13 protein-coding genes and 1 pseudogene are annotated in these 13,462 nt (G+C 71.9%); 12 read left to right on the forward strand and 2 right to left on the reverse strand.

Going from position 1 to position 13,462, the window contains the following annotated elements; translation table 11 throughout:
- Positions 1-52: 52 nt before the first annotated feature.
- The 9 genes from ACFVYN_RS13795 (at position 53) to ACFVYN_RS13835 (ending at position 9,901) form a co-directional block, all read left to right on the forward strand.
- Complete coding sequence (locus tag ACFVYN_RS13795) at positions 53-895, forward strand: tryptophan 2,3-dioxygenase family protein (RefSeq protein WP_389997131.1); 843 nt, start codon at positions 53-55, stop codon at positions 893-895.
- Positions 888-2,096 carry a kynureninase gene (gene kynU / locus ACFVYN_RS13800; protein WP_389997134.1) on the forward strand — a complete coding sequence of 403 codons (1,209 nt, stop codon included), beginning with the start codon at positions 888-890 and terminating at the stop codon, positions 2,094-2,096. Before ACFVYN_RS13795 ends, kynU begins: the two co-directional genes overlap by 8 nt.
- A 169-nt stretch (positions 2,097-2,265) precedes the next feature.
- Positions 2,266-3,231 (forward strand): alpha/beta hydrolase, encoded by a 966-nt coding sequence (locus ACFVYN_RS13805; RefSeq protein ID WP_389997137.1) that lies wholly within the window; start codon positions 2,266-2,268, stop codon positions 3,229-3,231.
- A 199-nt stretch (positions 3,232-3,430) separates the two neighbouring features.
- Positions 3,431-4,450 (forward strand): alpha/beta hydrolase, encoded by a 1,020-nt coding sequence (locus ACFVYN_RS13810; protein ID WP_389997315.1) that lies wholly within the window; start codon positions 3,431-3,433, stop codon positions 4,448-4,450.
- Positions 4,451-4,484: 34 nt separating this feature from the next.
- Positions 4,485-5,705 (forward strand): acyltransferase, encoded by a 1,221-nt coding sequence (locus ACFVYN_RS13815; RefSeq protein ID WP_389997317.1) that lies wholly within the window; start codon positions 4,485-4,487, stop codon positions 5,703-5,705.
- A 10-nt stretch (positions 5,706-5,715) separates the two neighbouring features.
- Entirely contained in the window at positions 5,716-7,068 is a 1,353-nt protein-coding gene (locus tag ACFVYN_RS13820; protein ID WP_389997140.1) for a sensor histidine kinase, read from the forward strand.
- Positions 7,065-7,757, forward strand: coding sequence for a response regulator (locus tag ACFVYN_RS13825; RefSeq protein WP_389997143.1), 693 nt, complete (start codon positions 7,065-7,067; stop codon positions 7,755-7,757). Before ACFVYN_RS13820 ends, ACFVYN_RS13825 begins: the two co-directional genes overlap by 4 nt.
- A gap of 99 nt (positions 7,758-7,856) precedes the next feature.
- On the forward strand, positions 7,857-9,239 hold the full coding sequence (locus tag ACFVYN_RS13830; RefSeq protein ID WP_389997146.1) for a sensor histidine kinase: 1,383 nt from the start codon (positions 7,857-7,859) through the stop codon (positions 9,237-9,239).
- Positions 9,236-9,901 carry a response regulator gene (locus ACFVYN_RS13835; RefSeq protein WP_389997149.1) on the forward strand — a complete coding sequence of 222 codons (666 nt, stop codon included), beginning with the start codon at positions 9,236-9,238 and terminating at the stop codon, positions 9,899-9,901. The genes ACFVYN_RS13830 and ACFVYN_RS13835 overlap by 4 nt, the downstream gene beginning before the upstream one ends.
- A 34-nt stretch (positions 9,902-9,935) precedes the next feature.
- Here ACFVYN_RS13835 and ACFVYN_RS13840 read toward each other — a convergent pair whose 3' ends face one another.
- Both ACFVYN_RS13840 and ACFVYN_RS13845 read right to left on the reverse strand, forming a co-directional pair.
- The gene (locus tag ACFVYN_RS13840; protein ID WP_389997152.1) at positions 9,936-11,033 is read right to left on the reverse strand and encodes a MerR family transcriptional regulator; all 1,098 of its coding nucleotides are present in this window, start codon (positions 11,031-11,033) and stop codon (positions 9,936-9,938) included.
- 60 nt (positions 11,034-11,093) lie between these two features.
- Positions 11,094-11,561 carry a MarR family winged helix-turn-helix transcriptional regulator gene (locus ACFVYN_RS13845; protein WP_389997155.1) on the reverse strand — a complete coding sequence of 156 codons (468 nt, stop codon included), beginning with the start codon at positions 11,559-11,561 and terminating at the stop codon, positions 11,094-11,096.
- Positions 11,562-11,662: 101 nt separating this feature from the next.
- Between ACFVYN_RS13845 and ACFVYN_RS13850 the strand changes: the two genes are divergently transcribed.
- From ACFVYN_RS13850 to ACFVYN_RS13860, 3 genes and pseudogenes are all read left to right on the forward strand, one after another.
- Positions 11,663-12,877 (forward strand): amidohydrolase family protein, encoded by a 1,215-nt coding sequence (locus tag ACFVYN_RS13850; protein ID WP_389997158.1) that lies wholly within the window; start codon positions 11,663-11,665, stop codon positions 12,875-12,877.
- Between the two features lie 52 nt (positions 12,878-12,929).
- Positions 12,930-13,352: pseudogene (locus tag ACFVYN_RS13855) on the forward strand (Scr1 family TA system antitoxin-like transcriptional regulator); the annotation flags it as partial.
- The coding region (locus ACFVYN_RS13860; RefSeq protein WP_389997320.1) for a DUF397 domain-containing protein at positions 13,352-13,462 on the forward strand (111 nt) is incomplete at its 3' end. The pseudogene ACFVYN_RS13855 and the gene ACFVYN_RS13860, both read left to right, overlap by 1 nt.

Genomic DNA, 13,462 nt, shown 5'->3' on the forward strand with positions numbered 1-13,462 from the left:
GTGTCGGTAACGGCAGGGCGGACCGCTACCCGGAGTACAACAGGAGACAGCGATGTCGTCCCATGAGGCTCAGGAATCGCAGGAGCCGGAGACCCCGCATCTCGACTTCCAAGGCACGACGCCGTACGAGGACTACGTCAAGGCGGACGTGCTCACCCACCTCCAGCACACCCTCTCCGACGATCCCGGAGAAATGGTCTTCCTGGTCACGACCCAGGTCATGGAGCTGTGGTTCACCGTCATCGTGCACGAGTGGGAGACCGCGGCGGGTGCGCTGCGCTCCGACGACGTGCCCACGGCCGTCGCCGCGCTGAAGCGTTCCGTACGGGAGCTGGAGGCGCTGAACGCCTCCTGGAAGCCGCTCGGCCAGCTGACGCCCGCGCAGTTCAACTCCTACCGCTCGGCGCTCGGCGAGGGCTCCGGCTTCCAGTCGGCGATGTACCGCCGCATGGAGTTCCTGCTCGGCGACAAGTCCGCGTCCATGCTCGTCCCGCACCGGGGCGCGCCCCGCGTCCACGCCGAGCTGGAGAAGGCGCTGCACGAGCCGAGCCTGTACGACGAGGTGCTGCGGCTGCTCGCGCGGCGCGGGCACGCGATCCCCTCCGCGGTCCTGGACCGGGACGTCTCGCGCCGGTACGAGCCGTCGGAGGAGGTCGAGGCCGCCTGGACGGCCCTCTACTCCGGCCCCGAGAACGACGAACTCGCCCGTCTGGGCGAGGCGTTGACGGATGTCGCCGAGCTGGTGTGGCGCTGGCGCAACGACCATCTGGTCGCCACCCGCCGCGCGATGGGATCCAAGGCCGGCACGGGCGGCTCCGCCGGGGTGGCCTGGCTGGAGAAGCGTGCGCAGAAGAACGTGTTCCCCGAGCTGTGGACGGCGCGGTCCCATGTCTGAACTCGCTTTTAAGGCACGGGAATTGGACGCCGGTGACGAACTGGCGGGCCTGCGCTCGCAGTTCGTCCTCGACGACGTGGTGTATCTGGACGGGAACTCGCTGGGCGCGCTCCCGGCCGCCGTCCCGGGGCGCGTCGAGGATGTCGTACGCCGCCAGTGGGGGTCCTTGCGGATCCGGTCCTGGGACGAGAGCGGCTGGTGGACCGCGCCCGAGCGGATCGGTGACCGGATCGCTCCGCTGGTCGGGGCGGCGGCCGGGCAGATCGTGGTCGGCGACTCGACAAGTGTCAACGTCTTCAAGGCACTTGTGGGTGCGGTACGGCTCTCGGGTGGTCCGGACGCCGGTCGTGACGAGGTGGTCGTCGACGCGACCACCTTCCCCACGGACGGGTACATCGCCGAGTCCGCGGCCCGGATGACGGGCTGCGCCCTGCGGGCGGTGCCCCCGGCGGAGGTGCCGGGCGTACTGAGCGGCCGTACGGCGGCCGTGCTGCTCAACCACGTCGACTACCGCACCGGGCGCCTGCACGACCTGCCCGGTCTCACGGCCGCCGTGCACGCGGCGGGCGCGATCGCCGTCTGGGACCTGTGCCACAGTGCGGGCGCCCTGCCGGTCGGTCTCGACGCGCACGGCGTCGACCTCGCGGTCGGCTGCACTTACAAGTACCTGAACGGCGGCCCCGGTTCACCGGCGTACCTCTATGTGCGCCGCGAGCACCAGGACCGCTTCGACTCCCCGCTGCCCGGCTGGAACTCCCATGTGGAGCCCTTCGGGATGCGGCCGTCGTACGAACCCGCGCCGGGCGCGCTGCGGGGCCGTGTCGGCACGCCCGACATCCTCTCCATGCTCGCCCTGGAGGCGGCCCTCGAGGTCTGGGACGGGGTCTCGGTCGAGGCGGTGCGCGCCAAGTCCCTCGCCCTGACGGACTTCTTCCTGGAGTGCGTCTCGTCGTACGTCGACGAGGGCCGCGTCGAGTGCGTGACGCCCCTGGCCCACGGGGAGCGGGGCAGCCAGGTCGCGCTGCGCTGCGAGGACGCCGGAGAGGTGATGAAGCGGCTCGTCGAGCGGGGTGTGGTGGGCGACTTCCGGCACCCGGACGTGCTGCGGTTCGGCTTCACGCCGTTGTACGTCGGGTTCGCGGAGGTGGAGCGGGCGGCGCAGGCGCTGGCTCGGGTGCTGGGTGAGACGCCCGTCCGCTGACAGGTGTGTCGTGGTGTCGGGCCGGGGTGACGTACACCCCGGCCTTCGTCGCCGCCACCGCCGCGTCCGGGCACGTCATCGGCCTGATAGCGTCCCGGCCAACGGCCGGATTCTCCTCCAGGATGCTTCACGGTCCGTCAGATCCGTTTCAGCGCTGAGAGGTTGGAGCATGCCGGACGACGCCGCAGAAGCCCGTGCCGTGGCCGAAGCCCGTGCCGTGGCCGAGGAGGAGTCGGCCTTCGCGCACCCGGCGGTCGACCCCGACGCCACCGCGGCGTACGGCGGCGACCCCGACCAGGTGATCGACTTCTACGCCCCGCGCGTGGCGATGTCCCCGGGCGGCGGTCTCGCGCCACTGGTGGTCGTCCTGCACGGCGGGGCGTGGCGGGCGCCGTACGACCGGCGGCATGTGACGCCGTTCGCGGACTTCCTGGCCCGGCGGGGGTTCGCGGTGGCCAATGTGGAGTACCGGCGGGGCGGGGTCTCCCTTCCGGCGCAGGGTGGTGCGGCCGGGGGCGGGGCGGGTGACGTCGGCCATGTGGCCGGGGGCGGCTCCGGTGGCGTCGGCCCGGTGGCCGGGCGCTGGCCCGAGACCTTCGACGACGTGGCCGCCGCGATGGACGCGCTTCCCGGGTTCGTGCGGGAGTTCCTCCCGCAGGCCGATCCGCGCCGCATGGTGGTCACGGGTCACTCCGCGGGCGGCCACCTCGCGCTGTGGGCCGCGGCCCGGCACCTCCTGCCGGCCGACGCCGCGTGGCGCATCGACCGGCCGGCGCCCCTGCGCGGGGTCGTCGCCCTCGCCCCGATCGCCGACTTCACGGTCGCCGACAAGCTGGACGTGTGCGGCGGGGCGTGCCGTCAACTCCTGGGCGGCGAGGAGGAGTTCACCGCGCGCGTGCCGTACGCCGACCCCGCGCTGCTGCTGCCCACCGGCATCGCGACCACCCTCGTCCAGGGCCGCAGCGACACGGTCGTCCCGCAGGCGGTCGCCGAGGCGTACGCGGACGCGGCGGCCAAGGCGGGCGAGGTGGTGGGCCTGACGCTGCTGGAGGACGTCGGCCACTTCCCGTTGATCGACCCGGCGGCGGACGCGTGCGCGGTGGTGGCGGAGGAGATCGCGCAGTTGGCGTGGTGACGGTGGCTTCGGCGCCTGTCCGCCCGCTCCCGCTCCCGCTTCCTCGCCCCTCTCCCGGTGATACCCGTAATACCTGAGAGCTACGGCTGAGAAGAGCTCCCTGGCGTGACGCGGACGACTGCCGTGACTCCGTAACTTCCCATCCAGACAAGGCCGATGGCCGGACTTGTCGGGACGGGAAGGGACGGGGACCGTGGGGATCAGTTGGAGGGGCGGGGGCGAGCGCCGGGGAGCCGCACGGCAGGAACGGGGGGACGGTCGGCGCTCCCATCGGTGGCGCCGGGCCTTCCTCGCCACCCTCATCACCGCCGCGGTGGTGGTCCCTCTCTCCGCGGCCGCCCGCCCCGAGATCCCGTCCCCGCTCCCCGCCACGCTCCCGAAGCCGACCGCCACCAACCTCGACGAGATCTACGCGGCCAACAGCGCCGACGCCGCCGAGGCCGCCCGCATGGCCGCGGCCCACGACGACAGCCACCGCGCCACGGCGGACCGGGAGTTGGCCGCCCCCGCCCGTCACCTGCTCACCTTCGACGGCCGGGGCCCGGGGCTGGCGACGGAGGTCTTCGGCGACCTCGCCCGCGCCGACCACGTGGCCGTCCTGGTCCCCGGCTCCGACACCTCCCTGGACACCTACGACCGCTTCCGTGCGACGGCGGTGTCCCTGCGGCGGCAGCTCACCGGCACCGCTCCCCCCGGTACCCGGACCGCAGTGGTCGCCTGGCTCGGCTACCGCACCCCGGACACCGTCAGCACCACGGTCCTGACCACCGACAGGGCCGACGAAGCGGCTCCCCACCTGCGCGCGTTCATACGCGGGCTCCAGGGCGTCGTCGCCGACACCACCACCGTCTCCCTCGTCTGCCACTCCTACGGCACGGTGGTCTGTGCCAGGGCCGCCGCCCACCTGGACATCGACGACCTGGCCCTCGTCGGCAGCCCCGGCACGGGCACCGACACCGCTTCGGCCCTGCACACCGCGGCCCGGGTCTGGGCGGCCAGGGGCGAGGACGACTGGGTCGGCGAAGTTCCCCACATCAGGAGCGACCTCTTCGGCGTCACCGTCGGCTTCGGCACCGACCCGGTCTCCCCGGCCTTCGGCGCCCGCGTCTTCGCCGCCGGAAAGGGCGGCCACAGCGACTACTTCAGCCCGGGCTCGGTTTCCCTGAGCAACCTCGCCCGGATCGTCCTCGGAGACACCGCGGAGGTGACCCGTGCCTGAGACCCACCACACCCGGGGCGGCGTACGTTCCGGCATACGCGAGTACGCAGACGGCATACGGCACGGGGCTGACGGCATACGCCGGGCCGCCGACCGGGTCGACGCGGCGACACCCCCCGAGCGGGACCGTGCCGTCGACGCCCTGCGCGCCTTCGCGATCCTCGGCGTCGTGCTCGGCCACTGGCTGGTGACCGCCCTGGTCGCCGACGGGGGCACCCTGCACACCGCGAGCCCGCTGCAGCACATGCCGTGGCTGGCCCCGATCTCCTGGGCGTTCCAGACACTGGCCGTGTTCTTCCTGGTCGGCGGCCGTGTGGCGACACGCGGCTACACCTCGGCACGCGCCCGTGGGACGACGTACCGCCAGTGGCTGACGAGCCGTCTGTCGCGGCTGTTCAAGCCGGTGGCCGCCGTCCTCACCCTGTGGACGGTGGCGGCGACGGCCCTGCTGTTGACGGGCGCCCCGTTCGAGACGGTCCGCACGCTGGTCAAACTCGCCCTGTCCCCGATGTGGTTCCTCCTGGTCTTCAGCGCCCTGACGGCCGCGACCCCGCTGCTGCGGCGGCTCCACCCGCTGTGGCCGCTGGCCGTCGTCCTGCATGTGGACCTCGTGCGCTTCGGACTCGGCGGCCCGGACTGGCTCGGCTGGGTGAACCTGGCGGCCGGCTGGCTGGTGCCGTACACCCTGGGCGCGGCCTGGACACGGGGCGAGCTGGAGGGACGGCGCGTGGGATGGGTCCTGCTCGGGGGTGGTGCGGTGGCGACCACGGTGCTCGTCGGCTGGGCGGGGTATCCGGCGTCGATGGTCGGCGTGCCGGGGGCCTCCGTCTCCAACCTGAACCCCCCGACGCTGGCCGTGGTCACCTTCGGCCTGGCCCAGTGCGGCCTGGCCCTGCTGCTGCGCGACCGGTTGCGCAGCGGTATGCGACGCCCCGCGGCCTGGGCGGCGGTGGCGTTCGTCAACCTCTCCGCGATGACGATCTTCCTGTGGCACCAGACGGCGCTGATGGCCACCACGGCCACCGGCCTCGCCCTGGGCAGGCTCCCCGGCCTGCACACCGTGCCCGACTCGCTGAGCTGGGTGGCGGCCCGGCTGGCCTGGCTTCCGGTGTTCGTCCTCGTCCTGGCGGTGTGCCGGTCGGCCTTCCGCTCACTGGAACAGGGACCGCGCCGGGCCGGGGGACGTCCGTCACGGGTGATCCGGGTTCACCGCCGTACCGATCGGGTGGCAACGAAGGAGGCGCGTCGTGCCTAGGGTGGTCGGCGTGACGGAGACGGGGGGCCGGCAGGTGGTCGTGGGCCGGGTGCTGCGCTGGCTGCGGGTGCTGCGCGAGGACCTGTGGACGCTCCGGGCCGATCCGCTCCCCCCGTCCGTCTGGCTGCGCTGGCTGCCGCACGGGGTGCTGTGCATGGTGGCCTTCGGGGTCACGATCGGCGCCGTGGCGGAACTCCCGGGCAGCGGCGGAGTGGGGCTCACCCTCGCCTTCGTGATCGGTCTCGCGCAGGGAGCCGCCGTCGTTTTCGCGCTGTGGCGGCCCGTCGCGGCGTGGGGGTTGTCCACGATGACCATGGTGGTCGGTGCCATCGAGGTGCGCCGACAGCTGCTGGCCGGTGGCGCGCACGGCTTCACCTGGCCCTGGACCACCGCCGGACTCATCGCTCACCTGACCGTGCTGCTGCTGCTCGCCCTCCGGGTGCCCACCCGTGTGGCCCTCGAGGCACTGGCGGTGACGCTGCTTCTCACCTATCTGATCGAGGGCGTGCTGGGCGCGGCCGACTTCCAGCCCACCGGGATACTCGCGGCCACCTTGTTCGCCGTCGTGGTGGTGCTCGGCACCGCCCTGCGCGGCCGTCGCGAGGCCAGCAGGGCACTGGTCGAGCAGACCACCCTCACCGCCGAGGAGCGGGCCCGCCGCACCCTCCTTGAGGAGCGCAGCCGGATCGCGCGCGAGCTGCACGACGTGGTCGCCCACCACATGTCCGTCATCTCGATCCAGGCGCAGGTCGCCCCGCACCTCGTCGAGAACCCGTCCGAGGAGCTCCGGGAGAATCTCGACGGCATCCGGCAGAACGCGCTGGAGGCGCTGACGGAACTGCGCCGGGTCCTGGGTGTGCTGCGGGCCGAGCACCCCGAGCCGCCGGAGCAGCCCGCCGACCTCGCCACCGGCACCGCCCCGCACGCGCCGCAGCCCACCCTCGACCGGCTCGACGCGCTGGTGGAGAACACCCGGGCGGCCGGACTGGCCGTCGAGGTCGACGTGCGAGGTGCCCGGCGGCCGCTGCCGCCCGGCGTGGACCTGTCGGCGTACCGGATCGTGCAGGAGGCGCTGAGCAACGTCCTGCGCCACGCGCCCGGCGCGACCGCCTCCGTCGCGCTCGTCCACTACATGCACGGGGTGGACGTGCGGATCGTCAACTCACGGCCCACCCGCAGTGTGCCGTCCTCGCCGGGCGCGGGGCACGGCCTGCTCGGCATGCGGGAGCGGGCCGCGATGCTGGGCGGGACCCTGCGCGCCGGCCCCCGGCCCGACGGCGGCTACGAGGTGGCCGCGTATCTTCCGACGGCACCCCCGGGCGCGCCCGGTCAGTTCACCGAACCGAAGGACGACACCGCATGACGAGCGGCACGAGCGGCACGAGCGGCAGCATCCGCGTACTGATCGCCGACGACCAGCAGATGGTCCGGCAGGGCTTCAGCGTGCTGCTGGGCGCCCAGCCCGGCATCGAGGTGATCGGGCAGGCGGTCGACGGACTGGACGCGATCGCCAAGGTCGACGAACTCGCCCCCGACGTCGTCCTGATGGACATCCGCATGCCCGAGCTGGGCGGCATCGAGGCCACCCGCCGCATCACGGATGAGCGCCCGGAGATCCGGGTCCTGGTGCTGACCACGTTCGACCTCGACGAGTACGTCTACGAGGCGCTGCGGGCCGGCGCGTCCGGGTTCCTGCTGAAGGACGCCTCCGCGGAGCAGCTCGCCGAGGCCGTGCGGGTGGTGGCGGCCGGGGACGCGCTGCTCGCGCCCGGCATCACCCGGCGGCTGCTCGCCGAGTTCTCCCGCCTCGACAACCGGCCCCGCTCCCCGCTCAAGAGCCGGGTCGGCGAGCTGACCGAGCGGGAGACGGAGGTCCTCGCGCTGATCGCGCAGGGCCTGTCGAACGCGGAGATCGCCGAGCGGCTCGTGGTGGCCGAGCAGACGGTGAAGACCCATGTGGGCCGCATCCTGGTGAAGCTGGGCCTCAGGGACCGTACGCAGGCGGCGGTCTTCGCGTACGAGTCGGGGCTGGTGCGGCCGTCGGGCTACTGAGCGGCCGCCCTCCGGTACCTGTAGTACCTGAGAGGGATGCCGAAGGACCCCTCTCGCTGGTGACGACGGTGACCGCCGCCCGCGCCTACCTTTTTGACTGTGACCGAGACGACCGAGACATACATGACACCCCCGCACAGCGACAGCGGCGAATTCGACGCGTACCAGCCCCGCAGCCCGGAGTTCAGGGCCGCCGTGGACGCCCTGCGTGGCCTGCGGCACGACCTGATCAGCGATGCCCTCGCCTATCGCCCGCTGCCCCCGATGCGCGTCGACAGGGGGCTCTCCCGCAGGTTGCCCGGCCGAGCGCGGGAGTACGTGGCCTGGACACCGCACGTGCTGATCACCGCGGCCGGCCTGCTCGCGATGCTCATCGGCTCGGCCAACAGCGACACCGGCGAGGTCACCAGTCTCTTCGTCGGCGTGCTCGCCCTGGCCCCGGTACTGCTGACCATGGTGCGGCCGGTCCTGGCCTTCTGGGTCTCGATGGGCGCGACGGCGGCCACCTACGCGGTGGCTTTCACCGCCTGGGACGAGTGGCCCTGGCTGGACGGCAGCTTCGCCTGCCACCTCATGGTGCTCACGCTGGTGGCCATACGCACCAGGCCGCGCACAGCCGCGTGGATGTGGCTGCTGACCGGGGTCTACGGCCTGATGTGGGAGGGAGCCTTCAGCGGCGGGCACTACAACAGCTCCGACACGGTGCAGCTGCTGTTCGTCTCCGCCCTGTCCCTGCTCGCCGTCAGCGTCTGGCACATACGCCGTGACGCCCAGGAGACCGTGACCGCCCAGCAGACGGTGACCGCGCACGAGCGCTCCCGTCGCACGCTCCTGGAGGAGCGCACGACCATCGCCCGCGAGCTGCACGATGTGGTCGCCCACCACATGTCGGTCGTCGCCATCCAGGCGGAGGCCGCGCCCTACCGGGTGGAGAACCCGCCCCCGGAGCTGGAGAAGGCGTTCGCCACGATCCGGGAGAACGCGGTGGCGGCCCTGACCGAGCTGCGCCGGGTCCTCGGAGTGGTCCGCGCCGAGGACTACGAGGCACCGGACGCCCCGCAGCCCACCCTCGCCGACCTGGACGCCCTGCTCGGCAACGTGCGGGAGGCGGGCCTGAGCGTCGACAAGGCGGTCACGGGGGCGGTGCGCGAGCTCCCGCAGGGCGTGGAGCTGTCGGCGTACCGGATCGTCCAGGAGGCACTGAGCAACACCCTGCGCCACGCCCCCGGGGCGAGCGCACGGGTCGAGATCGGATACGTCCTCGGCGGCCTGGGCCTGCGCATAGTCAACGGCCCGCGGCCCGAGCTGTCGCTGGTGAAGCCCTCGCCCGGCGCGGGCCACGGCATCACCGGCATGCGGGAGCGGGTCTCCATGCTGAACGGCGAGATGACGGCGGGTGCCACGGACGAGGGCGGGTACGAGGTCGCGGTGTTCCTCCCGGTGCCGCTGCCGGTGCCGTTCGAGGACGGGGGTTCGGCATGACGATCCGGGTCCTGGTCGCGGACGACCAGATGATGGTCCGCGAGGGCTTCTCCGTCCTCCTGAACGCGATGCCGGACATCGAGGTGGTCGGCGAGGCCGTCAACGGCCGCGAGGCGGTAGACCGGGTCCGCGAACTCGCCCCCGACGTGGTCCTGATGGACATCCGGATGCCCGAGCTGAACGGCATCGAGGCGACCAGGGAGATCGTCGCGGCCGACGGCACGGCGAAGGTCCTGGTCCTGACGACCTTCGACCTCGACGAGTACGTGTACCAGGCCCTGCGCGCGGGAGCCTCGGGCTTCCTCCTCAAGGACGCCTCGGCTCGTCAACTAGCCGAGGGGGTAAGGGTGGTGGCCTCCGGCGAGGCGCTCCTCGCACCCTCGGTCACCAGACGCCTGATCACCGAGTTCTCCAAACTCTCCGAGTCCCCGAGGCTCATGGCCTCGGCCCACACGGCCTATGGCGACCTCACCGACCGCGAGACGGAGGTCCTGATCCTCATCGCGCAGGGCCTGTCCAACTCGGAGATGGCCGAGCGGCTGATGGTGGCCGAGTCGACGATCAAGACCCACGTCAGCCGGATCCTGGTGAAGCTGGGCCTCAGGGACCGTACGCAGGCGGCGGTGTTCGCGTACGAGGCGCGGCTGGTGACGCCGGGGTAGGGAGGGGCGCCCTTCTCGGCCACGTGGCGTGGCGTCAGTCCTCCAGGCGGACCGGCATCAGGACCGAGAAGCCGCTCTCGTCGTCGGGGCGGCGGATCGCGATCGGCGCCGTGGCGGATGCGAGCTCCAGAACCAGCCGGTCCCGGCCTCCGGCGGCCAACGCGTCCAGCAGGAACTCGCGGTTGACCGCGACACGGTCCTGATCGCCGTCGTCACCGTCGTCACCGTCGTCACCGTCGGCGCAGAGGACCACCGTCCCGTCATCCGTCACCCTGAGCACGCTGAGGTCGTGCGTTCCGGTCTCGTCGGGGCGAACAGGGCCCGTCTGCAGGGCCTCCCGGAAGTCCGCGACCTCGACGAGGGCGCGGCGGTCACCGGCCTGGGGGAGGAGACGACGGTAGTCGGGAAAGTCGTGCTCGAGGCACTGGCCGGCCGTCTGCCTGTCCCCGGCCTCCAGGGTCACGCGGTCGCCGTCGAGGGAGAGCCGCACCGGACCTTCGCCGTGCGCCAGCGCCCGCATCGCGTCGGCGAGCGGGGTGGGCACGATGACCTGCACCCGGCTCCCGTCGTGCCCGTCGTGCCCGTCGACGCCGGCCCGTGCGACGGCGAGGCGGTACCGGTCGGTGGCCACGAGATGGAGGTCCTCGTCCTCGATGTCGAACAGGATCCCGCCGAGCATGGGCAGTTCCGGGTCGGTGCTCACAGCGAAACGGACGGTGTCCAGCGCGGCCGCCAGCTCGGGTGCGGCGACGGTCAGCCGGACGGTGGCGACATGGAGCGACGTCATGGGGTTCTCCCGTTGGTCGAGTAGGGCTCGGAGTGCGGAGAACTCGCTGCGGGCGTCGGACAGCCCCAGTTCGAGGCGGCGAAGGTGGGCCGTGAGCAGTTTCCGGACCAGATCGGTGTCCGTGCCGGACCAACTGGCCAGCACCAGCCGGATGTCCGCCAGCGGCATCCCGGCCCGGCGCAGCCTGGCCAGCAACCGGGCCTCTTCGAGCTGCCCGGGCTCGTACCAGCGGTACCCGCTCACCGGATCAACCCAGGCCGGCACGAGCACACCGGCACGGTCGTAGAACCGCAGGGCGCTCACACCCAGTCCGCTGTCGCGGGCCATCCGGCCAATGCTGCGCATGTCGTTCTCCACGCCCTGAACTCTCGGCCCTGCACAAGGTCGAGGGTCAACCCGGCGCGGTCAATCGCGGTTTGCGGTCTGTTTCCTGGACCAGGCCGTGGCGTCGGCTCCGTAGCGGGTCAGGAGCCGGGCGAACTGGATCCGCTCCTCCGGTGACCAGGCGGCGGTGATCTCCAGGAACGCTTGTCGCTGTTCGGCGGCGAAGCGGTTGCGTTCGGCCTCGCCGTGCTCGGTGAGTTCGAGCACGGTGCGGCGTCCGTCGGACTGGGATGCCGCCCGCCGCAGCAGACCGTCCGCTATGCAGGCGGCGACGGTCCGGCTGGCCACCGGCTGCGCGACGCCCATCTCGGAGGCAAGCCCGCCGACGGTCGTCTCGCCCGGAGCGTCGGCGATGACGTTGAGCACGAGGTTGCGGGAGAGGTCCTTGCCAGACGCCGGTACGCGTCGCCGCAGACGGGACAGCGCCGGGCCGATCTGATCCAGCGCCGGGTCGTCGGGGGGCTGCTGGGAGGAGGACGTGCTGCTCATGTGCCGATTCTAGGGTCCGCCGACACAGTTGCATACCACTTGGTAAATGCATAGCATCGGGTATGTAAATCGGAACGAGCCAGGAAATGAGGCGGACCGCCATGGCACTCACCGCGATCACCAACGCGCAGATCTTCGACGGGGAGAAGGCGGTCGGCGTGCGGACCGTGGTCATCGACGGCGGGAGAATCGCCCGCGTCGGTGGCGACGCCCCCGAGGGCAGCGAGATCGTCGACGGCGCCGGCGCCACCCTGCTGCCGGGACTCGTCGACGCCCACGTCCACTCCGCCCCGGGCTCCCTGGCACTCGCGCTGCGGTTCGGGGTGACGACCGAACTGGAGATGCAGGGGATGAACACCCGGGAGAACCGGGGAGCCGTCACCGACGACGACACACAGGCCGACGTGCGCTCCTCCGGCTTCGCCATCACTCCGCCCGGTGGTCACCCGAGCGAGCTGATGCCCGAGGGGTTCCGGCCCAAGTGGGACCTTCCCCCGGTGATGCCCCTGATGCCGTTCTCCACCACACCCGAACAGGCCGCCGCTTTCGTGCCGCAGCTCCTCGCGCGGGGCTCCGACTACATCAAGTTCATGATCGACGACGGCAGCGTGGAGGGACACCCCGGGCTGCCCGTGCTCGACCGGGCCACCGTGCGCGCCGGAGTCGCCGAAGCAAAGAAGTACGGCGCGCTGACCGTTGCCCACGCGCTGACCCTGGAGGCCACCAGGACAGCCGCCGAAGCCGGCGTCGACGGCGTCACCCACGTGTTCATGGACCAGCCGCACACCGCCGAGATCATCAGCCTGATCAAGGACTCGGGCATGTTCGTCATCCCCTGCGTCACTCTCAACGCCTCGATGATGGGGATCACCGGCAGCGAACTCGCCGACGATCCCCGGGTCGCCGCACGCCTCGACGCCGGCTGGGACCGGACCCTGCGCTCCAGCTTCAACCGCTACCCGCAGGGCAAGCTCCACGACGTGTACGACACCGTGCGCGCGCTGGACGCCGCCGGTGTCGACGTGCTGGCCGGCACCGATGCCTCCATACCCGAGACGTTCTTCGGGGGCCTGGCACACGGAGCGAGCCTGCACCACGAACTGCAGTACCTGGTGGCGGCCGGCCTCACACCCGTACGGGCCCTGCGCGCGGCCACGGCGACCACGGCCCGCCGCTTCCGCCTCAGCGACCGGGGCCGCATCGCCGAGGGCCTGCGCGCCGACCTCCTGCTGGTCGACGGCGACCCGACCAGCAACATCGGCGACACCCTCAACACCCGCGCCGTCTGGCGCCGCGGCACCCGCCTGGCGGCATGACCGCGGTCCCTCCCCTTCGAGGGAGGGCCTCGACGGTCCGGTCAGGCGAGCTTCTGAGCTGGCTACCCGCGTGGAGCACCGGATGAGACGGCGCGTGGCGATCGAGGGCGACGACCCGACGCCGTACGAGACGGTGGTCCACGAGTTTGCCCTGCGCATCCGCGTGGCCGACCGCCAGACGTCCGTGGCTCAGCTTCGACTCATTTTGGAAGAGATCGAAAGGGGTCACGCAACCGTGCGGGTCGTCCCGGTCGACCGGGACGGCTTCGCTGGTGCCGATGCTTCGATGATGTACATGGGCGGCCCGGTGCCCAAGCTGGACACCGGGTTCCTTGACGCTCCGACGGGGACCCTGTTCATCGATGCGGAAGCCCACTTGAATCGGCTCCGAACGCTCTTCCGTACGGTGAAGGAGTCGTCGCTGGACCCCTCGGAGTCCCGGGACTTCATTCACCGGCTGACGAAGGAACTCTGATGAACTGGCGTAAGTCCACGTACTCGGGCGGCGGTGAGGGCAACACCTGCGTCGAGATCGCGGAGGCGGGCCCCCGAATAGCCGTGCGTGACTCCAAGGCCCCCGCCCGA

This window comes from Streptomyces sp. NPDC058307, assembly GCF_042880295.1.
Lineage (GTDB): Bacteria > Actinomycetota > Actinomycetes > Streptomycetales > Streptomycetaceae > Streptomyces.